Below are 23,137 nucleotides of genomic sequence, written 5' to 3' on the forward strand. Positions count from 1 at the left end.
AAAAACTATGCGTTTTGCAACAACTCCAAAATTCTATTTTCAACCTCTGGTGAATTCCAGATATTTTCGATATTATCGAGTTTTAAAACTTCTTCCATAATTCCGTTTTGAAAATCACCAATTGCTAAAGCTTCAGCATATGGACGATCACTAAAGGTTACACGACTGTAAAGCGGAATCCATTTATCCGGATGTTTATCTGAGAATGCTTTTTCTATTTTCTTTTGCAGTAAGAATTTTTCGTCTGCCGTTTTAGTACTCATTTCCATGAAATTTCGGTACGAAAGTTCGGCAATTGCGTCGGCATTTGGTTTACGTGAAATTTGATACTCAGAGAAAATCTTTTTCCAATCGTCTCCATATTTTTCAATCATTTCGTGCAAAACTGTAATATCTTCAAAACCCGCATTCATTCCTTGTCCGTAAAACGGAACAATCGCATGACAGGCATCTCCAATAAGAGCAATTTTATCTTCATACGTCCAAGGAAAACATTTCATGGTTACCAATGTACTTGTTGGATTTTTAAAGAAATCTTCTGCTAATTTCGGAATCACTTCTATCGAATCCGGAAAGTTTTTCTCAAAAAAATCTTCAACCATTTTTCGATCTGTCAGTGAAGCGAACGAATTTTCTCCTTCAAAAGGCATGAATAATGTACAAGTAAAACTTCCGTCTAAATTTGGTAAAGCAATCAACATATATTCGCCACGCGGCCAAATATGAAATGAATTTTTATCTAATTTATGAGTAGCATCGGCGTTTGCCGGAATATTCAGTTCTTTATATCCCATATTCAAAAATTCCTGCGAATAATTGAACATGCTTTGACGCTGCATTCTATGACGAATTCTCGAGAAAGCGCCATCGGCACCAAAAACCATATCATATTTCACTTCCTCCCACTCGCCTCTTTCAGTTTCACCAATATGCAAAGTTGCTTCACTTAGCGTAACATCCCAGATTTTTTGGTCAAAGAAAAATTCGGCACCGGCTTCTTCAGCGAGATCAATCATTTTACGATTCAAGGTTCCTCTGGAAATCGAATAAATCGACTCGCCTTCCTGTCCGTAATTCTGAAAGTTTAATTTATCGACCAAATGAATCGCACGTTTATCCATCGGAATCGCAATTTCACGAACCGAATCGCCAACACCAACGCCATCAAGCGCTTTCCAACCACGATTAGACATAGCCAGATTAATAGAGCGACCCGAAAAATTAATTTTGCGAATATCAGGACTACGATCATAAACATGAACGGTGTGACCTGCTTTTTTGAGATAAATTGCCAATAGCGATCCTACTAAACCAGAACCTACAACAGCAATTTTTAATGGTATTTGCATCAAGAAAAGTCTAAATATAAGATCGTAAAAATAAGTAATAATTATACAACACCTTTAAAATAAACCAAATATTTAGTCCTTTTCATCATATTTACTTGGGCATGACCCGCTGATCCCGAAGCCTCGGGAGCGGGTCGGGCTATTCACTATATCTTTTGTGGCTTACAATAGTAACGCGCATTGCCACAAAAGGATGCCGTTTCTATCCCTCATGCACACTCATTTTCATAACATTTTTTTGTTTTTACAGATTTATTAGAAACATGAAAAAGGCTATTTTCGCTTAAGAAAAAAATCTTGCAAGGGCTCAGAGTCGCAAAGCTTTTTAAAAGCAATAAACGTTCTGTTTGTCATTTCGACGAAGGAGAAATCTCCGCAAGAAGCTCGACAAAGTTTAGACTCTCGTTGCGGAGTTACTTGCGAAGATTTCTCCTTCGTCGAAATGACATAAAATGAGAAAAAAACCTAATTAACCCTCTCCAGAAATAAAACAAAACCAATGAAAAGCGAACTATTACAATCCAACATCATTTTAGAAAACGAAAAAGTATTATTACTCCCATTTGAAAATAAAAGAAATATCGAACTCAAGGAAATCATTTTCGATGATGAAATCTGGAAATATATGGGAATGTATGTACGAAACGACAATGACTTTGAAAACTACATCAAAAATACTTTAAAACAAAAAGCTGACGGAATTTGTTATCCTTTCTTAATAATTGACAAAGCCACCAACAAAGTTGCCGGAAGTACCCGTTACGGTTACTTAAATCATGCAAGCCAAAAATGCGAAATTGGCTGGACTTGGTACGGAAAACAATTTCAGGGAACGGGATTAAACAAAGCCTGCAAATTCGAATTATTGAATTTTGGATTCGAAAACATTCAATTTAAAAGAATACAATTCAGCGCTGATCTAGAAAACAAAAAATCTCAAAGAGCGATTGAAAAACTAGGCGCTGTAAAAGAAGGCATCTTTAGAAACAATTATGTTGATTCTGAAGGAAAAAGTAAAGATGATGTTTATTATAGTATTATTTTGGAGGAATGGGAAACTACTAAACGAAGGTTTTTTCCTGAATTTATATAAATTCGACCTGATTTACATAAAGAGAAAAAATGGTACTTTAGCTTAAAATTTTCTACCTAACAGTGCCACAAAAAATCTCTTTAACATAATACATCAAAATGCAATTATATTCAGAATATTATGTTAGTGAAAAATCCGAGCGGTTTGTCAATAAAATTTGGTGTCTGGATAACAGCATCGGCGAAAGCCTGATAGAAAATAAACTTGTTTTACCTAATGGTTGTTTTAATCTGGCAATTGTGAGTGGAAACGCGATAGAAGTTCATACCAGTAAAAAGAAATACGAAATGAACGAAGGTTTTTACTTTTGTTCGCAAATGACCAACAAAGTTTTGGTTAATATTCAACCCAAAACTAAAGTTACCATCATTCAGTTGCATACCTGGACACTTTCGATGTTTCCAAATTATGATTTGAGCAATTTTTCAGATTCTATTATCAAGATTGGTTCGGAAGAATTGCCTTTTAAAACCAAAATTGAATCTGGTTTAAACAGCCATATTTCAAATTTATTAGAAACAATTAATGGTTATTTTGAAGAATTGAACATTTCGAATCCAACGAAAAACATAATCGAAAGAATCTGCGAAATTATCAAACTTCACAATGAAGAGATCACGGTTTCGGAAATCGGAAAAAGTTTGGAATTTTCGCAGCGATTACTTCAAATTAAATTCAAAATTGCAACCGGACTTACGATAAAAAATTACATTCAGATTCTGAAATTCAGAAAATCGGTCGATCAAATGGTAAATTCGGATTTAGAGAAGTTAAAACTAACCGATGTTGCACTTTATAACCAATATTTTGACCAGTCGCATTTTATAAAAAAGTTTAAAGATGTGACGAAAACAACTCCAAAAATGTTCAACTCTGATTTGTATTTTCTTTCTAAAAAAAGATAACATTTCGCATTTATACAATTTTGTGAACTTTGATTGAACTATTTTTGCTAAATCATTAATCATCAATCAATCACAAAATGAAAATCAACAAATCATTTTTCCGGTTAAAAGCTATTTTAATTGGAATTCTATTCTTTCAAATCCAATTTGGATTTTCTCAGGAAGAAAAAAACTCAGAGCTTTACAAAACTATTATGTCGAGAGACAGCTTACTATTTAAAGTTGGCTTTAATACTTGCGATGTTTCTCAATTCGAAAATTTACTAAGCGACAATTTTGAATTTTATCATGATAAAGACAGCATCCAAGACAAAGCTTTATTTCTAAAGAACATTCGAAAAGGATTATGTGGCTCTACCAAAACCTACCAAGCCAGAAGAGATTTAGTAAAAGGCAGCACAGAAATTTATCCCTTAGCCAAAAGTGGCGTTTGGTATGGAGCAATACAAATTGGAATTCATCAGTTTTTTGAACCTGTATCCGGACAAAAAGACAAATTTGGAAGTACAGCAAGATTTATGCATGTTTGGATTTTAGAAAATGGAGTTTGGAAACTGAGAAGATCTTTTAGTTACGATCATCAAGAAGTTAATACTGCAGGTACCAAATCAAGCATCTTTGACAATGATCAGGAAATCGAAAAATGGCTAACACAAAATAATGTTCCAACGCTGGGAATTGGTGTAATCAACAACGGAAAACTACAAGAAATAAAAGTTTTTGGCGAACTTAAAAAAGGAGTTACAGCGCCTTACAACACGATTTGGAATGTCGCATCCTTGACTAAACCAATAACGGCAATTGTGGCTTTAAAACTGGTAAGTTCTGGAAAATGGAATTTAGATGAGCCTCTTTATAAATACTGGACGGATCTGGACATTAAAAATGATCCGAACACAAAACTTTTAACAACAAGAATCATTTTAAGCCACCAAACTGGTTTTCCGAATTGGAGATTTATGAACGAATCCGGTAAATTGGACTTTAAATTTAAACCCGGAACTAAATACCAATATTCAGGTGAAGGATTAGAATACTTGAGAAAAGCGTTGGAAAGCAAATTTCATAAAACTTTAGATCAATTAGCGGATGAATTGATTATTAAACCTCTAAAAATGAATGATACTCAATTTATCTGGAATGATAAAATTGATCTTTCAAGATATGCCATTGGTTATGATAATAAAGGCAACGCTTATGAACCAACTAAAAATAAAACCGCCAACGCCGCTGATGATTTATTAACTACAATTGGAGATTACGGAACATTTTTATGCAGTGTTTTGAACAGCGATGGATTAAGCAAAAAAGTTTTTGACGATATGACATCGCATCAGGTTGAAACTAAGAAAAACAAATACTTTGGGTTGGGGTTTGAAATTTATGACTTAGGGAATAACGATTATGCTTTATCTCATGGCGGTGCGGACAAAGGCGTTCAAACCATTTTTTTATTGTTGCCTAAAACAAAACAAGGTATCGTTATTTTTACCAATGTTGATGATGGTTATAAGGTTTACGAAAAAATAGTCAGTCATTATTTGGGTGAAAAGGGCAAGAAGATAATTGAGATTGAAACGAAATAAATACTATTCAAAAAATTAAAACACAACCAAAATCTCATTTTAGAAACTCATGGCAAAACTATTTATCATTATTCTATTATTTTTAAGTGAAGTACTATTTGCTCAAAACAATCGTGAAATTCTAAAAATAGACCTTTTGAAAAAGGAAATCATCAAAATGGATAGTTTACTTTTTGATGTTGCCTTTAATCAATGCGACACTACGCTTTTCAAAAAAATAATTGCTGACGATATCGAATTTTATGATGATCGTTCGGGATTAAATATTTCTAAAGCGAATGAGATAAAATCTTTAATCTCAAAATGTGCGATGTCTAAAAAATTGATCCGAAAATTAAACTCTTGCACGATTGATAAATTGGGCGATTTTGGAGCAGTACAATTGGGCGAGCATACATTCTATTTTGATGGAAAACCGGAAGGAACCGGAAAATTTATTCATATCTGGGAACGAAAAGATAATGACTGGAAACTAAAAAGGATTGTTAGTTATGAGCATAGGCCAATAAAAAAGTAGCATTTGGTCTATGCTCTACAATTTTTCTCTTTCTGAGGAAAAAAAATGATTGATCTTGAAACTTAATTGAAAATTAGTCGTCTAAATAAAAGACGCTCAACTAATCACAAACGATTATAAAGTTTCAATCATCAATTCAAATCAAAAAACAAACATCTATTTAGTAACTTTAATCATCAATCAATATGAAAAAACCAATCAAACTAATTGCACTTTTTGTCGTTTTTCAACTTACTGCGTTTAGCACGTATGCACAGGATAAGGCAAAACAAATTGACCAATTATTAAGTAAATACAGTGAATACGGTCAATTTAACGGATCTGCGCTTGTATCTGAGCACGGAAAAGTCATTTTCAAAAAAGGTTACGGCTTTGCCAATATGGAGTGGGATATTCCAAATCAGCCAAATACTAAATTTAGATTAGGTTCTATCAGTAAACAATTTACGGCACTTTTAATAGTAAAGCTTGCTGAAGAAGGAAAACTAAAACTTGATGTCCCGATTACAACTTATTTGCCGGATTATCCAAAGGCAACGGGAGACAAAATAACAATTCACAATTTACTTACGCACACTTCGGGAATTCCAAATTACACATCTGCTCCAGATTTCTTTAAAGATAAAAGCAGGGATCCTTTTACTCCGGAAGAATTTGTGAAAACGTTTTCAAGTTTACCACTTGAATTTACACCTGGCGAAAAATTTAAATACAGTAATTCAGGATATTTTTTATTAGGATATATAATCGAGAAAGTGAGTGGTAAATCGTACGAGCAATATTTACAAGAAACTATTTTGACTCCTTTAAAAATGGTTAATTCCGGTTACGATCACGGCGAAATTATACTAAAAAACAGAGCTGCGGGTTATGAGAAAAAAGGTAAACTAATTAGGAATGCTTTTTATCTGGACATGAGCATTCCGTATGCTGCTGGATCTTTGTACTCTACTGTTGAAGATTTATATCTTTGGGATCAGGCACTTTATACCACTAAGCTGCTTTCCGAAAAATCGATGGAATCATTGTTTAAACCTTACATAAAAGCCGGAAATGGTTTTTATGGATATGGCTGGTTTTTAGAAGAGGAACCAAATGGAGATAAAGCTAAACTAAAAGTTGTTGAACACGGCGGTGGAATCAACGGATTTAACACTGTTATTTCGCGTATCCCTGCTGATAAAAATCTGGTGGTCTTGCTAAATAATACGGGCGGAACTATTTTAGATGAAATGAATGAAGGTATTAGAGCAATTTTATACAATCAGCCTTTAAATCAACCCAAAAGATCATTGGCTTTTGAATTGTTGGATGTGTTTTCTGAAAAAGGAGCTACTGTTGGCGCAGCTACTTATAAGAAACTAAAAAACGATCCTACTTATGGTATTAAAGAAGAAGATGTAAACAGAGTTGGATATGAATTATTACAAAACGGAAAAAAGAAAGAGGCTATAGAAGTCTTCAAAATTAACACTGAAACTTTTCCAAAATCAGGAAATGCTTACGACAGTTTAGCTGAAGCTTATCTAGCCGATGGTGATAAGAAAATGGCTGTTGAAAATTACACCAAATCTGTTGTGCTGGATCCTAGCAATGAAAACGGAAAAAAAGTATTAGCAGAAATTTCAAAATAAATAATTATTATAAACGAAAGTCTAAGTAAGACAATCGCTTACAAACCTGCTTCAATAAAACCGATTTTAAATTGGTTTTATTGAAGCTTTTTTTTGCTTGAAGTTCATTTTTCAATTGACTATCTACAATAAAAAAACTACTTTAGCACTACCCAAAACATTAAAAATAACCTATGAAAAACCTAAAAAAGCAAGTCTTTCTGACTTCGCTATTATGCCTCTTTGTTACCTCTATTTGCCTTTCTCAAACTGTTGCTCCAAGAGTAGCAATGCCAACTCAGCAAAATAAAATTATAATCGATAAAATTGTCGAAGCGGCTCATTACAAAAATCATGTTATTGATTTTTGCTTAACGACCATAAACGAAGCAGCTCTGGCAGAAAAATGGAATGATCAAAAAACAGTCGAAGTATCTGAAAGTATTAACTATAAAAATTTCAGAGATGCCGTTTATAATATGTTTGCATTTTATAACGAAATTGAACTCGAAACATTATTAAAAACCTACAAACAAGACATTGCTTATCAAACCACAAACGTAATGGTTACGAATGATGCACTTGCTTATAATTTAGAAATATTTGCCAATGATGTTGTTCGTGGGAAATATATTTCTCGATAAGGTTCAGAGTTGCAAAGGTTCAAAGGAACAGAGGTCTTTAAATTCTTTGCATTCAAATCTTTGTCGAAGTTTAAACTTCGACAAAGATCAAATAACCCCAAAATCTTTGCGTTCTTTGAGATAAAATTACGCAAGCCAAAAACCTGAAACCTGAAACCTAAAACTAAAAAAACTATTCCCCTACCGGTTTAAAAACCAATTTAGTCGAAGTTTTTATAATCTCTTCTTTATTCAATTTCATTTTTCTAAATTTCCCTGCATTGAACATTTCAGCTTGGTCGTCATAATGTTTACTAAACGGATTTCCTGATTGTCCGGTTGGCAAAATACTCCAACTATTTTCGATGTCTGAAAAATCTACAATTCTTCTGGTTGAAGGACCGCCTTTTACGTGATATTTACCTTCTTTATTAAATCCAAAAAACTGATTGTTTATTACTTCATTTGATCCCGGCGCCGCAAAAGGTCCAACATTAAAAAGTTTACGCAATGCAGCAACTTTCCCCAAAGGATGTTCATGTTCTACCGAATGTACTTTGCCCCAATTCCAATCGGCTATTTTATCGCCCAATTGTTCCTGAAGTTGAGCAACAGCTTCGTGAAATGATTTCGAAACAATTTCACTTCTTGTTTCTTTTATATTTTTGGTTTTGATGTTATCCCACCAAACCGAATTTTCATTCTCAATTTGTCTGGCAATAATTTGTTTTCCTAAAGATGTGTCCAGAAACAATTTAAAATTATCTGCTCCCATTTCATCTTCAAATGTGTTTTTTAGATATAAATAAACCCATTTATTATAGATTGTAGCTCCAACATCTTCAAGATTATTAGTCCCTTTCCAAGAGTTTAAAGCAGTAAGAACCTCTTTTTCTTTCGAAGAAATAGATTTATTATCGACATTCGAAATTAATGTCTGAACAACACCCGGAGCAACCGGAGATGTATTATCAAAAATCATTTTACTGATCGCTTCTTTATCCCAATCTGATTTTGCATCCATCAAAGTTGAAATTCTTTTGGCACGATCTTCCGGTAAATAATAACCCGGATATAAGTAACCATCAATTGCCTCGGGCTGATTGTTTGCTGAATAAACATATCCCCATTTTGGGTTTTCTGCTGATGGATTTTTAGAAAAATCTAAATATTCCTCAATATCATCATTGCCTTTTGTTCCGTCTAAAATTAAAAAGGTGTTTACACCTTTTTTGTGTTTGTACAACTTACCAGTTGCCCACCAACCCACATTTCCTTTTGCGTCGCCGTACATCACATTCAATCCTGGTGCAGCAACTAACTGCACGGCTTTTTTGAAATTGTCTATACTTTTAGCATGCGAAAGTCCGTAAACAGCATCCAAAATCTGGATAGGCTGTTGGGTATAAATCCACGACATTGCAATTGGATTTTTCTTATCTAAACGGTCTAATAAATCATTCATTATTGGCCCGTGTCGGCTTGATTTAACTGTTAAAACCACATCTGAAGAATCTTTTATCTTTATTACTTTTTTTCTGTACTCGTATTTACCAAAACCTGTAGGTGTTTCATATTGATTTGGATCGCCTCCTAAAGTTCTTTCCTGATAAAAATCGATATCATCATTTTCAAACATCGTTAATCCGTAAGCATAATCACGATTGTGCGCCAATAAAGGAAATGGTGTTCCTGCGAGATAACAACCGTATAATTCAAAATCTGGAGTAATCAAATGCGCTTCATACCAAGTTGCAGGCTGCGAAAACCCGATATGCGGATCGTTTGCAAAAATTACTTTTCCGCTTTTGGTTCTGTTTGGACCTGCGACCCAACTGTTACTTCCTACAAATGGCGGAATTGGCGAATTATCTAACAGCGCTGCTACAGATTTTGAAATTGCAGCATATTCCTCAATATTCTCTTTAGAAATTTTGATTCGCGTAGTATTAAATTCACCCTCAATTCCCAAATCCTTCAAATATTCTGCGCCAAATTTATTGTGAATATCAGTCATTAAAGGATCTGTTTTTTGAGCCATTGCAAAACTAAAAGACATATATCCAAAGATATTATAGACATCTTTAATGGTAAACTTTTCTTTTTTAACTCCAATTACAGTAAACTCAACCGGCGTTACACCTTGATCCAAATATTGGTTAATTCCATCTAAATATGCCATGGTCAATTTATAACTCTGACTATTTTTGTCTAATTTGGCAATCGCTTTCGCCGAAGCTTCTTCTATACCAATTCCTGAGAAAAACTTATCATTTTTAAGTGCAACAGAACCAAATATCTCAGACAAACGTCCGGGCGCGATTCTTCGAAGCAATTCCATCTGCCATAATCTTTCTTGTGCATGAACATATCCTAAAGCTGTCATAGCATCTTTCTCGGAATTGGCATAAATATGAGGAACTCCAAAATCATCAAAATAAACGGTGGTTTCCTTCTGAAGATTTCTCAGTTGCACTTCACCTTCATATTTTGGTTTCAGATGAAAAATATAGGCACACAAACCTATTCCAAGAACAACAATTAATACAAACAAAACCAGCAGGATTTTTTTAATTTTTCTCATATTCAAAAAAGTATAACAATAAATGATTTGGTAATGATATAACTTAAAGATAAAATCGTGTAAGCGACAACACATTTTAAAGTCTAAATTTATGTATTTAAAATCAATAGAATAAATGTCAATCTATAAAAAAATAGCAATCGGTGTAATTTCGGTATTCTTTTTTGTGATTTTAGTCAATATTGGTCTCAATTATTGGATAAAAAAACAATTACCCATTATTATACACGAGAAAAACAAAACTGCTTATCATATTAATTACGAAAAAATCGAAGTTTCTCTTTGGTCCAGAAATATCAATGCCCAGACTTTATTGATTCATCCCAAGAATCAACCTCAAAACAGTAATAAAAAAACGGGGCTCTACTCTAAAATTGAATCGATAACGATCAAACATTTTAATATTTGGGATCTGGCATTTCGTGATGTTATTCAAGCTGAAAGCATTATCATCAATAAACCTCGTGTGATCTTGTATAAAAAAAACAACAAACTTTTAAACAACAGCAACAGTATCAAAACTCAAATTTTGGAACCTTTTGAGAAAATAATTGCGGTTTCTAATATTTACCTGAATGACGGAAGTGTCGATGTTGTCTCTTTGACAAATAACAAACCCATTTTCAGAATCAAAAATATCATTCTAAAGCTTGAAGGAATTTTAATTACTGATGTCACTTTAAAGGAAAAAATTCCGATGCATTTTGAAAAATATGTTTTGGTTTGTGATAGTTTATACTATAAACCTAATGCATTTTATTGCATAAATATTGGAAAAATCAGCACTGAAAACAATTTTTTAAAGTTGAAGAATTTCTCCTATTTACCAGAATTTAGCAGAAAAGAGTTTGTTCGAAAACTAGAGAAAGAAAAAGACATCTTTACCATAAAATTAGATTCTGCTAATCTAAATAAAATGGATTGGGGATTTAAAAACGATCGCTTTTTCTTCAAAGCAAATTCACTTGTTGCCAATCATCTTGATGCCAATATTTATCGTAACAAAATTCCGAAAGACGATTTAAGCAAAAAACCACTTTATAACACTTTATTGCGAAAAATTAAGTTTCCGTTTCAAATAGATACTATACAAATTCTAAAATCGAAACTCGTTTATGAGGAAGAAATTGATTTCTCTAAAGGTCCGGCCATTTTAAATTTTGATCATTTTAATATGCAAATTGCCAATTTAAAAAGCGGTTTTGGCTTAAAAAAGACAGCGGATGTAAAAATAAAAATCAACTGCCAATTCATGAAAACATCTCCTTTGAATGTCGATTGGAATTTTAATGTTTTAGATCAAAAAGACAGTTTTCATATTCAGGGAACAATTGCTAATTTTAATGTAATGGCAATGGAGCGTTTTACAAAACCCTACATAAACACTTCGTTCACAGGGAAATTCAATAAATATCATTTTGATTTTTATGGAAATGACAATACTTCAAAAGGAAATGCATCATTAGATTATGATGATCTAAAAGTGAAGCTGTTCAAAAAGAAACATCCGGAAAAAGAAGCTAAGCTTAAAACTGCCGTCGCCAATTTATTACTCAAAAATGATTCTGACGACAAATCTAAAAAGACCGATGTCGAAGTTGAACGAATTCAGGAAAAATCATTCTATAACTTTCTATGGAGAAACATAGCTGAATCTTTAAAGAAGATTTTGATTTAAAACTGACCTACTTCAAATTATCTTGTCATTCCGATTATAAAAATGCAAATAAATCTTGTTTTCATTTTTGTCAGTTTCTCGGAATGACAAAACTACGGGAATTCCTGGCAAATTTATCCTACAACAATTTAGAAACCTGACAATTATCAGGTTTTAAGAACTTATAATTTCCAACATTTGTTTTTATTTTAATTTGAAAACAAATGACAAAAAAGCCTTTACACACTTTTCACATTCCTGTGATGGGACTTGCATATACGATTGACAGCCCAATACGCGTGGCACAATACGGTATTTCATCTGTCGTTTCTATCGCTGATGATGATTTGATTGAGAAGATGCGTAATTTTTACAGCACTAAATTTAATCTTCCGTACGAAGAAATAAGTCAGAAATTTCAGGATTACAGAGCAGAAAGAATTACATCTTACCTAAATTTAGTTGATAAGATTGTTAAAGAGAAATTTGAAAATTTTAAAGCTGAATTAATCGAAAGCAAAACTGCAGTAGAAAACTATATTGCAATGCTGCCTAATACTTCTGATATTAAAAAAGGTTTTCAAAATTTATTGGAAGACGGGCTTTCATTCAAAGAAAACATTCAAAGTTATATCGAATCACATCTTTCTCCAGGTTTAATTGATGTGAATATCATGACCAAATTGGACAAAGATAATTTCAATAAAAACGAACAACTCCCTATTGAATTTAATGATGCTCATGCTGCTTTAAGAGGTTTCGCTAATAGTAATTTAGAATCTTCTGTTGTATTATCTGCAGGAATGAATCCGAGATTGTACAGTTATTTTGAGAATTTTTCAGATTTTTTTCCCAATCTAAACAATGAGCTTAAAAAGAAAATCACTTTAAAAGTTAGCGATTTTAGATCGGCAATGATTCAGGGAAATTTTTTAGCTAAAAAAGGGCTTTGGGTTTCTGAATATCGTATTGAATCCGGACTTAATTGTGGCGGTCATGCTTTTGCAACTGACGGACTTTTATTAGGTCCAATTTTAGAAGAGTTCAAAGAGAAGAAAGATCAACTGATCCAATCGGCTCACGAATTAATGTCGAAAGTTTTACAGCAAAGACAAATTCCGGTGCCTGAACAACCTTTACCATTAAAAATTACCGTTCAGGGTGGCGTTGGAACTTCAGAGGAACATGAATTTTTATTAGAAAACTACGAAGTAGATTCTGTCGGTTGGGGTTCTCCATTTTTATTAGTTCCAGAAGCCACTTCTGTAGATCAGGAAACTAGAAATTTATTGATTAATGCTAAAGAGAAAGATCTATATTTAAGTCATATTTCTCCTTTAGGTGTTCCGTTTAATACTTTGAAAGGAACAACGAATGAAATTTTAAAACAAAAAAGAATCGACCAAAGCAAAGCTGGAAGTTCTTGCCCAAAGAAATTTTTGGCGTTAAGTAAAGAATACGATCCACATGGAATTTGTACGGCTTCTAAAAAATTTCAGGATCTAAAACTAGCCGAATTAGAAGCTGCAAAAGACACACACACAAAGGAATCTTTTGAAAAAGCAAAATTCGCAATTACGGAGAAATCCTGTTTGTGTGTTGGTTTAGCCAATGCTTCTTATTTAGAAAATGATATTAAAATAAAAGGACAAGCGCAGGGAGTTGTAATATGTCCCGGGCCTAATATGGCCTATTTTGATCAAGAAGTTTCTTTATCTGATATGTTGGGTCATATTTATGGAAATAAATCGATTTTAAGGACTAATAGCAGACCCAACTTATTTGTTAAAGAACTAAAAATGTATGTGGACTATTTTAGAAATGAAATCGAAAATGTTTCAGGAGAAATTACAAATGCTCAACTAAAAAAATGGAATACTTTTAAAGCTAATCTTTTGGAAGGAATTGAGTATTACCAAGATTTATTCGAATCAACTTTCAATTTCAAGAATGATAAAGAAAAAATTAAATATCAATTCGATTTTTACAAACTGGAATTGGCTACAATAAAAATCCCAACTCTAGAATTGGCATAAAAAGAATCCCCGATTTAGTGATCTAAATCGGGGATTTATTTATTTAGCCATTATAAGGTCTACTCTTTTTTCTTTTTACTTCCATCAATAATTGCACCTGTTCCGGCTCCAACACCAGCACCGGCAAGTCCGCCAATAATTGCTCCCTGTCCTTTTTTCTTACTTACAATGGCTCCTGTTACGGCACCAACACCGGCACCAATTACAGCACCTTTAGCAGTAGAACTCCATCCTTTCTTTTTGGCTGTGGTTGTAGTAGTTGTCGCATTTCCGTTTGCTTGCTGATGTACCACAACAACTTTTTGCGATTCGACTTTTTGCTCTTCTTTTTGTTCTTCTTTAATTTTTGCCATTTCCGTCTTCATTGAATCAATAACTTTTTGTTTATTAATTTCAACTTTCATCGAATCAATACTAGCTTGTTTTGCTTTATTGATATCTTCTTTCCCTTGATTTTGACAAGAAAACATTGTCAAAGCTGCAATTAAAATACATAAGGCTCTCATGGTTTGTAGTTTTAAATAATTATACACTACAAAGTAAAGAAGATCGTTTCTGCTAAAGTTACATGATTTAGCAGAAAGATTATAGAATTTGAAGATTGTTATCTATTTGAAGTTATCTCTTTAAAGAAGATTATTTGTAAAAATCTCGCAAAGACGCGAAGACACAAAGCTTTTTCTCAATTTATGTCATTTCGAGGAACAGCACGTAAACAATGCCTTTGATTAATAACTTTGCAATTTTGCGAGATTAATTAACTTCTACTTTCCTAAAATCCCTTTTTTCAGTATTTGTCCAAAGTCGTACATATCTTCATAAGAACAATATAACGGAACTGGTGCTAAACGAATTACATTAGGTTCGCGCCAATCTGTAATTACTCCATTTTTCATTAAATAGTCAAATAGACTTCTTCCTTCTCCGTGAAGAAAAACTGATAATTGAGATGCTCTTTCTTCTGGATTTGAAGGTGTAATAATCTCAAAATTTCCTTTAACTTCTTTATCGATTTCATGTAAAATGAATTCCAGATAAGAAGTAATATTATCTCTTTTTGCTATTAAAGCATCCATTCCTACTTCGGCAAACATATCGACAGAAGCTAAATATGGTGCTAACGAAAGTACTGGCAGATTACTAATTTGCCATCCATCTGCTCCATGAACCGGATCAAAGTTTGGTTCCATTTTAAAACGGCGTTCTTTATTATGTCCCCACCAGCCTGCAAAACGAGGTAAACTTGAATCGTTATGGTGTTTTTCGTGTACGAAACAACCAGAAGCATTTCCTGGTCCTGAATTCATATATTTATAACTGCACCAAGCAGCAAAATCTACATTCCAATCGTGCAATTGCAATTTAATATTTCCGGCCGCGTGAGCTAAATCCCAACCTACTTTTGCTCCTGCTTTTTGTCCTGCCGCTGTGATTGTTTTAATATCGAAAACTTGCCCGGTATAATAATTTACACCTCCAATTAAAACCAAAGCCAGTTCATCACCTACTTCTTCAATTTTTGCAAGAACATCTTCTAAACGAATATTGTGTTCGCCTTCACGACGTTTAATTTCGACAATTGCATCTTCTGTTTTATATCCATGAAAATGAACCTGGCTCTGAAACATATATTGATCTGAAGGAAATGCTTTTTCTTCGCAGATAATTTTATAACGTTTGCCTTCTGGCTGATAAAACGAAACCATCAATAAATGAAGATTCACGGTCAAGGTATTCATCACTGTAACTTCTGACGGAAGTGCACCAACAATTTTACTCAATGGTTCTGCAAATCTTTCCTGATAATCCCACCAAGGTTTCTCAGCATAAAAATGACCTTCTACTGCTAAGTTTGCCCAATCGTTCATTACTTCATCAATATAAGCTTTGGTACGTTTTGGCTGAAGTCCTAATGAATTTCCGGTAAAATAAATAACTCGTTTATCATTTACTTTCGGAAATATAAACTGGTCCTGATAATGTTTTAATGTGTCTTGCGAATCAAGCTCTCGTGCAAATTCGCGTGTATTTTGAAAAGTCATTGTGTTTTGTTTTGAGTCGTAAAAATAAGGAAAATGTTTCTTTTGTTTCAAGTTTCAGGTTTCAAGTTTTCCAACCTGAAACTTGAAACCTGAAACTTAGAATTTTTTAAACATAAAAAAACCTGTCATCACTGACAGGTTTTATATTTATTTTAAACATCTAATTAGATAATTAACATTGCATCTCCGTAAGAATAGAATTTGTATTCTTCTTTGATTGCTTCTTCGTATGCTCTTTTCATCAAATCATGTCCACAGAAAGCAGAAATCATCATTAATAATGTTGATTTTGGTGTGTGGAAATTTGTAATCATACAGTTTGCAATACTAAAATCATGAGGAGGGAAAATAAATTTATTTGTCCAGCCTTCATAAGGGTTTAAAGTATTTTGTGATGAAACTGAACTTTCTATAGCACGCATAGAAGTTGTTCCAACAGCACAGATACGTTTTCTGTTTGCTTTTGCAGTATTAACGATATCACAAGCTTCTTGTTTGATAATCAATTCTTCCGAATCCATTTTGTGTTTAGATAAATCTTCAACCTCAACCGGGTTAAAAGTTCCTAAACCAACGTGAAGTGTTACTTCAGCAAAGTTTACTCCTTTGATTTCTAATTTTTTCAAAAGGTGTTTTGAGAAGTGTAAACCTGCAGTTGGTGCAGCAACAGCTCCTTCTTCTTTTGCATAAATAGTTTGGTATCTTTCAGCATCTTCCGGAGTTACCTCTCTACTAATATATTTAGGAATTGGAGTTTCTCCAAGTTCTGTCAATTTATTTCTAAATTCTTCGTAAGAACCGTCATATAAAAAACGTAATGTTCTACCACGAGAAGTTGTATTGTCAATTACCTCAGCAACTAACGAATCGTCATCACCAAAATAAAGTTTGTTACCAATACGGATTTTTCTAGCCGGATCAACTAAAACGTCCCAAAGACGTTGCTCTGAATTTAATTCTCTCAATAAGAAAACTTCAATTCTTGCTCCTGTTTTTTCTTTGTTTCCGTACAAACGCGCAGGAAAAACTTTTGTATTGTTAAGAATTAAAACGTCTCCGTCATCAAAATAATTGATAACATCTTTAAACATTTTATGTTCTATAGTTTGTTTTTGACGATCGATTACCATTAAACGAGATTCGTCTCTATTTTCTGCTGGGAATTCCGCTAAAAGTTCTTTCGGTAAATTAAATTGAAAATGTGATAATTTCATTTGAGAAAGTTATGAGTTATAGATTTTCAATCAGGATTATTTGGATACCTGATTTTTAATCGTGTGCAAATATACGACTGTGAGATAGGCGTTGTCAAGTGTTTTGCTGTTTATTTTCAAAAGTCGCTGATTTAGTGGAGTTTTGACAACCATTAAAAAAGCTTTTTTTAACATATAAGTTAGATATGTTCATTTAATTTGGATTCTTCACATTGACTAAAATTGAAAAACAAACAAAAATAGCCCTTGGTTTAAACCAAGGGCTATTCAAATTACGCTCATTTTATTTAAATGAACTTATATATGATTCTAAAATTTTACAATTCTGAAACTTCAAAATTTAATTCTTTTAAATCATTCCAGAAATCCGGGTATGATTTAGAAACTACCTCAGCATTTTCGATAATGATTGGCACTTTTAATGCTAATGGTGCAAAAGCCATCGCCATACGGTGATCATTGTAAGTGGCAATTTTAATATTATGATTGATGTTTTCAGAAGCTATTAAAGTCAAACTATCGTTTGTAACTGAAATGTTTGCTCCTAATTTTGTCAATTCTATTCTAAGTGCTTCAAGTCTGTCTGTTTCTTTAATTTTTAAAGTGTGAAGACCTGTTAAATGACATCCAATTCCTAAACCTAAACAAGTAACTACAATTGTTTGTGCAATATCCGGCGTATTGTTTAGTTCAAAATTTACAGTTTCAAATTTAAAATTCTCTTGTTTTACCAAAGTCATTTTATTGTCCTGAAACGTAGTTTTTACACCTAGTTTCTCATAAAGCGAAACTAACTCTGAATCTCCTTGCAAACTATTTTCTTTATAACTGCTTAAAGTTATTGAAGCTGTATCTGCCAAAGCTACTAAACTAAAAAAGTAGGATGCAGAACTCCAATCAGACTCAACAACCATCTCTTTTGAAGCTACTGATTCTTTTGGAAAAACTTTAATTACGTTTCCTTCAAAACTGGTTTGAATGTCTAAGTCATTTAGTAATGCTAAAGTCATTTTGATATACGGAATTGAAGTAATTTCTCCTTCTAAAGTTAATTCTAAACCGTTTTCTAATTTTGAAGCTACTAATAAAAGTGCCGATATATATTGACTGCTTACATTAGCAGCTAATGTTACTTTTGAAGCTGTAACTTTTTTTCCTTTAATTCTAATTGGTGGATATCCTTCTTCTTTTTCATAAGAGATCTCTACTCCCAATTGCCCTAAAGCTTCCACTAAAATTTTTATCGGACGTTCTTGCATTCTGCTTGAACCTGTCATCACTACTTCGCGACCTTCATTTACGGCAAAATAAGCAGTTAAAAAACGCATTGCTGTTCCTGCATGATGAATATCTACAATTTCGTCATTACCAATTAAGGCTTTTTGCATTACTTCGCTATCGTCTGAGTTAGAAGTATTAGAAAGTGTGATATTTGGAAACAAAGCTTTAAGTAACAACAAACGATTGGTTTCGCTTTTAGATCCTGTTACTGCAATTTGTCCTTGTAAATTATGTTGGGTTGTGTGAAGTAGTAAATTCATTTTTTTAATTGTAAATTGTAAATTATGAATTATGAATGATTAGAAACGTAATTCGCCACGCAATTTACCACTCCACATTCATAATTCAAAATTCAAAACTCATAATTCAAAACTTATGAGTGATATTTCACAATTATTTCAATTTATCGTTGTTTTTATGACGGTCTTTATCTCTCACTGACTTTAAATCCATTTTTTTATCAAAAGCGGCTTGTAAATCTATTCCCGTTTGGTTCGCAAGACATAACACTACAAAAACAACATCGGCCAATTCTTCGCCTAAATCTTTATTTTTATCGCTTTCTTTCTCTGATTGCTCTCCGTATCTGCGTGCAATAATTCTGGCAACTTCTCCAACTTCTTCGGTAAGTTGTGCCATATTGGTTAATTCATTAAAATAACGAACACCGTGCTCTTTTATCCAGGTATCGACGTCAAGTTGTGCATTTTTCAAATCCATAATTATATTTTTTTAAGAACAATTTTCTCATTCTGACTCAGCAACATCTTCTGATAAAAATCTTTTAATGCTCCATATGAGTCAGCTGCAAAAATACTATTGTTAATTTCTTTTGAACTACTTATTTGAATTTTGTTTCCATCTTTAACAACATTCAAAAGATAAATACCGTCTTTATCCTCTAATGAAATTCGAATAGGAGTTGGTAACGATTCTACTTCATAACCTTCTGGAATTTCTATATTTAAATTGATTTTTTCCAGAGAAGGATATCCAAAACAAACTGGCATTTGCCTATTTTCCTGACTAAAAGGATTTTTAGATCTTGTAAAAAACAACAACGGATTCAAATAAATTTTTCCTCCAATAACGTCTGCCCTATTATCTGCACTAAAATTAAACGTTTCTATAACCGGATCTTGCAGATTATTATTTTTGTTTTCGATTGTGTAATTAGACACTTTCAAATCTCCCAATCGTTCTTCTAATTTTTCGAGATAGTTTTCCTGATTCTTATCTGCATTTTGAATTCTAAAATCATATGCGTCATAATCTGTTCGCTGAATTCTAATTTTACCTTCGATTTTTCCAAGGTTATCAACTTTAACCATCAAATTTGAAAATTCTTTGGAGGTTGTCGTAGGCACCAAATTTATTTCTTTTGAAGTTCCGTCGTCTTTAATCATTCTGCCTTTCCAGTTTAAAACATTTAAGGGCAAAATCCCAGGATATGTATACTTACGACTTGCATCTAACAAAATTTGTTTTCCATCAATTTCAGCAGCGGCAATTACATAATTAAAACCTATTCTTGTCGGGTAAACCGGCACCCCATTTTCAACTGTACTAACCAAAACCGGATTCACATCGATTCCGGCGACCTTCAACATATTGATTAAAATAAAATTAATATCGGCTACATTTCCTGTTTGATCCAAGTAAGCTTTTTTTACCCCTTTGTCAGTGTTGTAATCATTAATTTCATTCCAATTCATTTTGTTTTGAACGAATTTAAAAATGATATTTAGCCTTTCATTTTGAGATTCAACATTGGTCAATAATCGCTTAACATCATCAAACAAAAAAACTTTCTCTTTTAGTTCTTTACCAAAACTTTCATTTTTGAAAATATTTGTTGCTACGCCTTCCCAAGTCAACGCATAATCTTTTACGGGTTGATCAGGGTATCTTACTCGCTCTAATTCATGCTGAATGGAACCTCTGTAATTATCGATATTATCTACGTAAGGTTCTTTTGTTAAAGCTGGAATATCTTTACCACTATAGAATGCACTAATTTGTTTATACGAAATGGATGATGATCTATTGTACTCATCATTAAAACTCTGGTTTCCGTTGGTTATCTTTGATTCTGTTTCTATTTTATGAGTTCCAATAAGAAGTGTTTTATAAATATAAAACTCCGGAATATCTGTTTTATACTCAAAGTAACGGACCGGAATATCATACTGAAAATCAAAATCAGGGAGTTTCACAATATTTTCAGATTTCAGAACATACTTGTATTCTATAATAGAACCCACTTTTACATTGGGAAGCGTTATTGTTTTCTCGTTCCAAAATTTATTTACTTTTTTCTTGAACGATCCTTGATTATCCAGTTTTGTTTTTACGATCGATCCGTTTTCTAAATTGTAGGTAACTGCATTTGAGAATTCGAGAAGATCTTGATTTAAAGTTTCATAACCAATGTAAAAACGCACTTTTTGATCGGCCCATTTTAGTCCTTCTTTTTTATAAATTTTAATTTTAAACTCATAAACATGATTCGCAGAGAACCCTCTGTCTTTATTGTAAGTAAAAATAGTTTTTGCTTTTTTAAACAAGATTGTAGCGGGTGCGGTGGTGTCTTTTGGGTTTTCTTTTTCTTTCAACTCAGCTACTGTTACTTTACCTAATTCAAAACTTTGAGCATTCATTTTAGCAGAACAATAGATCAAGAAAAAGGAAAGAATTATCGAACGTAATGTCATGTTTAGATTCTCTTTAAAACTATTTTTTCAGATTCTTTAGCAATCATTATTTTGTAGTATTCTTTTAAGCTTTCGTATTTGCTTATCGGAACAATAACTTCATTTATTTGATGCACTATCGACAATTGTATTCTGTTTTCGGTAACAGCAGCATTAAATCGAAATACTCCTAAATCATTTTCCATAACAACAGCAGTTGATGGTGGTAAACTTTCGACCGTAAAATTATCCGGAATTTTAATATTTATAAAGTATTTCTCTAAAAAAGGAAATCCAAAATCTACCGGATATTCACGTTTTTCCTGCTTAAAGGGATTTTTTTCGTTTAAGAAAAACAACATTGGATTGAGATAGATTTTTTCGTCAATTACTTCTGAAAGATCTGATCCTTTAAATGAAAATGATTCAGAAACAGGTAACAAAAGTTCTTTCTCGTTTATACGTTTATACTCACTTAACTCTATTTTTTTATTTTCATTTTCGAATTTCTCTAAGTAACGATCTTCTTTTTCATCTTGAATTGCATTTCTAAAATTCAATGCATTATAGTCTGAATATTGTCTTTTGACCTTTCCGTTTATTTCGCCTTTTTCGTTTACATCGTAACTCATACTTATTATATGATCTGATATTTTTGTTGGCATTAAATCAATTTCTTCAGATGTTCCGTCTTTACGAATTAATCTTCCCATCCAGTTCAAATCCCGTAATGGCAAAACGTTTGGAGTTGCAAATTTATCAGTTGCATCTATCAAAATTTTTCCGTTTGAAGTTTCAATTCCTGCAATTACACAATTGAACGCGCTTACAGTAGGAAAAAAAGCGATTCCATTAGATCTTGTACTTATTAAAACAGGATTAGCATCGAGTCCCGCATAACGCAACATAGCAGTAAGCATCAAATTGATATCGGCGCAATTACCAATTTTTTCTTTATAAGCTTTACGAACTCCTTTTTCGCAACTATATCCCAAATGATCATTCCATTTCACATTTGATTTGACATAGTCCAGAATCGCCGTTATTTTATCAGCAGGACTTACTTTACCTTTAAGCAGTAACTGTAAATCGTCTTCAAAATAACCGGTTTTATTTAGTTCAGATCCAAAACTTTCAAACTCATAAATTGTTTTCGCAACAACACCCCAACTTGAAGAGATCGATTTATAAAATTGTCCCGGTATTGATATCTTTTCTAATTCGTGTACAATACCTGAACAATAATTACTAGTGTTATTGACATAACTTTCTTCTTTCATTGCAGGCAAATCCTTAAGAATATATGTTGTTTCATTCGCCAAATAACCATATGTCTCGGCAATTTGAGTATTTATTTTAGGCGTAAAAAAACCTTTTACATTTCTTTTAAATGTAAATGATTCCGGAATTATTGTCTTGAATTCTGAATAATTTACAGGAATGGTTTCCTGAAAATCCCAATCCCGAATAGATAATGAACCATCATTATTTTTAATTTCATATTCTATTACAGAACCTTCTTTTATGTCTGGAAACGTGATTTTTTTAACCCAGTACTCCGTGTTGATTTTATCAATAAACTCTCCATCAGACTTTAGTTTAGATTTTACAATTTTTCCGTCTACCAGGTTATAGGTGTAAACATCAGTTATACTTAAATTTCTAAAGTTACTCGCAGAAAACCCGACCTGAACAGTTGCCCATTTGTATCCTTCTTTTTTATAAATTTTGATTCTCTTTTTAACGCTGCTTTGAGAGTATCCGTTTCGTCCAATATTGACTTGGCCTTTATTAAACAAAACTGCAGCCACCGCACCAGAGTCTTTTGGATGTACTTTTTCTTGAAGTTCAGCAATAGTTACTTTTCCAAGTTCAAAAATTTGGGCATTGCCTTTTGAAAATCCAAAAAACAAAATAAATATTGCTAAACTCTGTAACTTCATA

General features: G+C 32.7%; 17 protein-coding genes. 8 read left to right on the top strand and 9 right to left on the bottom strand.

Going from position 1 to position 23,137, the window contains the following annotated elements; translation table 11 throughout:
- Positions 1-5: 5 nt before the first annotated feature.
- Positions 6-1,349, bottom strand: a complete 1,344-nt coding sequence (locus ACHRVZ_RS06060; RefSeq protein WP_395421313.1) for an FAD-dependent oxidoreductase — start codon at positions 1,347-1,349, stop codon at positions 6-8.
- Between the two features lie 499 nt (positions 1,350-1,848).
- Between ACHRVZ_RS06060 and ACHRVZ_RS06065 the strand changes: the two genes are divergently transcribed.
- From ACHRVZ_RS06065 to ACHRVZ_RS06090, 6 genes are all read left to right on the top strand, one after another.
- Positions 1,849-2,442: a GNAT family N-acetyltransferase gene (locus ACHRVZ_RS06065; protein ID WP_395421314.1), complete on the top strand. Its 594-nt coding sequence runs from the start codon at positions 1,849-1,851 to the stop codon at positions 2,440-2,442.
- Positions 2,443-2,540: 98 nt separating this feature from the next.
- Positions 2,541-3,347, top strand: coding sequence for a helix-turn-helix domain-containing protein (locus ACHRVZ_RS06070; protein ID WP_395421315.1), 807 nt, complete (start codon positions 2,541-2,543; stop codon positions 3,345-3,347).
- A 77-nt stretch (positions 3,348-3,424) separates the two neighbouring features.
- On the top strand, positions 3,425-4,933 hold the full coding sequence (locus ACHRVZ_RS06075) for a serine hydrolase (RefSeq protein ID WP_395421316.1): 1,509 nt from the start codon (positions 3,425-3,427) through the stop codon (positions 4,931-4,933).
- A 49-nt stretch (positions 4,934-4,982) separates the two neighbouring features.
- On the top strand, positions 4,983-5,450 hold the full coding sequence (locus tag ACHRVZ_RS06080; protein ID WP_395421318.1) for a nuclear transport factor 2 family protein: 468 nt from the start codon (positions 4,983-4,985) through the stop codon (positions 5,448-5,450).
- 185 nt (positions 5,451-5,635) lie between these two features.
- Positions 5,636-7,084 carry a serine hydrolase gene (locus ACHRVZ_RS06085; protein ID WP_395421319.1) on the top strand — a complete coding sequence of 483 codons (1,449 nt, stop codon included), beginning with the start codon at positions 5,636-5,638 and terminating at the stop codon, positions 7,082-7,084.
- A gap of 173 nt (positions 7,085-7,257) precedes the next feature.
- A complete protein-coding gene (locus tag ACHRVZ_RS06090; RefSeq protein ID WP_395421320.1) occupies positions 7,258-7,707 on the top strand; it encodes a hypothetical protein in 450 nt (149 codons plus the stop codon).
- 172 nt (positions 7,708-7,879) lie between these two features.
- Here the strand turns inward: ACHRVZ_RS06090 and ACHRVZ_RS06095 are convergent, their stop codons facing one another.
- Positions 7,880-10,270, bottom strand: a complete 2,391-nt coding sequence (locus ACHRVZ_RS06095; protein ID WP_395421321.1) for a penicillin acylase family protein — start codon at positions 10,268-10,270, stop codon at positions 7,880-7,882.
- A gap of 115 nt (positions 10,271-10,385) precedes the next feature.
- Here ACHRVZ_RS06095 and ACHRVZ_RS06100 point away from each other — a divergent pair, with 115 nt between their 5' ends.
- The gene (locus tag ACHRVZ_RS06100; RefSeq protein WP_395421323.1) at positions 10,386-11,948 is read left to right on the top strand and encodes a hypothetical protein; all 1,563 of its coding nucleotides are present in this window, start codon (positions 10,386-10,388) and stop codon (positions 11,946-11,948) included.
- A 203-nt stretch (positions 11,949-12,151) separates the two neighbouring features.
- Positions 12,152-13,963: a hypothetical protein gene (locus tag ACHRVZ_RS06105; protein WP_395421324.1), complete on the top strand. Its 1,812-nt coding sequence runs from the start codon at positions 12,152-12,154 to the stop codon at positions 13,961-13,963.
- A gap of 59 nt (positions 13,964-14,022) precedes the next feature.
- Here ACHRVZ_RS06105 and ACHRVZ_RS06110 read toward each other — a convergent pair whose 3' ends face one another.
- The 7 genes from ACHRVZ_RS06110 to ACHRVZ_RS06140 form a co-directional block, all read right to left on the bottom strand.
- On the bottom strand, positions 14,023-14,469 hold the full coding sequence (locus ACHRVZ_RS06110) for a glycine zipper family protein (protein WP_395421325.1): 447 nt from the start codon (positions 14,467-14,469) through the stop codon (positions 14,023-14,025).
- A 258-nt stretch (positions 14,470-14,727) separates the two neighbouring features.
- Complete coding sequence (gene kynU / locus ACHRVZ_RS06115) at positions 14,728-16,005, bottom strand: kynureninase (protein ID WP_395421326.1); 1,278 nt, start codon at positions 16,003-16,005, stop codon at positions 14,728-14,730.
- Between the two features lie 164 nt (positions 16,006-16,169).
- Positions 16,170-17,219 carry a tRNA preQ1(34) S-adenosylmethionine ribosyltransferase-isomerase QueA gene (gene queA, locus ACHRVZ_RS06120; RefSeq protein WP_395421327.1) on the bottom strand — a complete coding sequence of 350 codons (1,050 nt, stop codon included), beginning with the start codon at positions 17,217-17,219 and terminating at the stop codon, positions 16,170-16,172.
- A 317-nt stretch (positions 17,220-17,536) separates the two neighbouring features.
- Positions 17,537-18,760 carry a 3-phosphoshikimate 1-carboxyvinyltransferase gene (locus tag ACHRVZ_RS06125; RefSeq protein WP_395421329.1) on the bottom strand — a complete coding sequence of 408 codons (1,224 nt, stop codon included), beginning with the start codon at positions 18,758-18,760 and terminating at the stop codon, positions 17,537-17,539.
- A 133-nt stretch (positions 18,761-18,893) separates the two neighbouring features.
- Positions 18,894-19,220, bottom strand: coding sequence for a nucleotide pyrophosphohydrolase (locus tag ACHRVZ_RS06130; RefSeq protein ID WP_012022600.1), 327 nt, complete (start codon positions 19,218-19,220; stop codon positions 18,894-18,896).
- A 2-nt stretch (positions 19,221-19,222) separates the two neighbouring features.
- Entirely contained in the window at positions 19,223-21,214 is a 1,992-nt protein-coding gene (locus ACHRVZ_RS06135; protein ID WP_395421330.1) for a DUF3857 domain-containing protein, read from the bottom strand.
- 2 nt (positions 21,215-21,216) lie between these two features.
- The gene (locus ACHRVZ_RS06140) at positions 21,217-23,136 is read right to left on the bottom strand and encodes a transglutaminase domain-containing protein (RefSeq protein WP_395421331.1); all 1,920 of its coding nucleotides are present in this window, start codon (positions 23,134-23,136) and stop codon (positions 21,217-21,219) included.
- Between the last annotated feature and the right edge of the window lies 1 nt (position 23,137).

Source organism: Flavobacterium sp. FlaQc-57, from assembly GCF_044007395.1.
Classification (GTDB): Bacteria; Bacteroidota; Bacteroidia; order Flavobacteriales; family Flavobacteriaceae; genus Flavobacterium.

Coding starts and splice junctions, on each gene's coding strand:
- ACHRVZ_RS06060 (WP_395421313.1), bottom strand. CDS start 1,349: ATGCAAATACCATTAAAAATTGCTGTTGTAGGTTCTGGTTTAGTAGGA.
- ACHRVZ_RS06065 (WP_395421314.1), top strand. CDS start 1,849: ATGAAAAGCGAACTATTACAATCCAACATCATTTTAGAAAACGAAAAA.
- ACHRVZ_RS06070 (WP_395421315.1), top strand. CDS start 2,541: ATGCAATTATATTCAGAATATTATGTTAGTGAAAAATCCGAGCGGTTT.
- ACHRVZ_RS06075 (WP_395421316.1), top strand. CDS start 3,425: ATGAAAATCAACAAATCATTTTTCCGGTTAAAAGCTATTTTAATTGGA.
- ACHRVZ_RS06080 (WP_395421318.1), top strand. CDS start 4,983: ATGGCAAAACTATTTATCATTATTCTATTATTTTTAAGTGAAGTACTA.
- ACHRVZ_RS06085 (WP_395421319.1), top strand. CDS start 5,636: ATGAAAAAACCAATCAAACTAATTGCACTTTTTGTCGTTTTTCAACTT.
- ACHRVZ_RS06090 (WP_395421320.1), top strand. CDS start 7,258: ATGAAAAACCTAAAAAAGCAAGTCTTTCTGACTTCGCTATTATGCCTC.
- ACHRVZ_RS06095 (WP_395421321.1), bottom strand. CDS start 10,270: ATGAGAAAAATTAAAAAAATCCTGCTGGTTTTGTTTGTATTAATTGTT.
- ACHRVZ_RS06100 (WP_395421323.1), top strand. CDS start 10,386: ATGTCAATCTATAAAAAAATAGCAATCGGTGTAATTTCGGTATTCTTT.
- ACHRVZ_RS06105 (WP_395421324.1), top strand. CDS start 12,152: ATGACAAAAAAGCCTTTACACACTTTTCACATTCCTGTGATGGGACTT.
- ACHRVZ_RS06110 (WP_395421325.1), bottom strand. CDS start 14,469: ATGAGAGCCTTATGTATTTTAATTGCAGCTTTGACAATGTTTTCTTGT.
- kynU (WP_395421326.1), bottom strand. CDS start 16,005: ATGACTTTTCAAAATACACGCGAATTTGCACGAGAGCTTGATTCGCAA.
- queA (WP_395421327.1), bottom strand. CDS start 17,219: ATGAAATTATCACATTTTCAATTTAATTTACCGAAAGAACTTTTAGCG.
- ACHRVZ_RS06125 (WP_395421329.1), bottom strand. CDS start 18,760: ATGAATTTACTACTTCACACAACCCAACATAATTTACAAGGACAAATT.
- ACHRVZ_RS06130 (WP_012022600.1), bottom strand. CDS start 19,220: ATGGATTTGAAAAATGCACAACTTGACGTCGATACCTGGATAAAAGAG.
- ACHRVZ_RS06135 (WP_395421330.1), bottom strand. CDS start 21,214: ATGACATTACGTTCGATAATTCTTTCCTTTTTCTTGATCTATTGTTCT.
- ACHRVZ_RS06140 (WP_395421331.1), bottom strand. CDS start 23,136: ATGAAGTTACAGAGTTTAGCAATATTTATTTTGTTTTTTGGATTTTCA.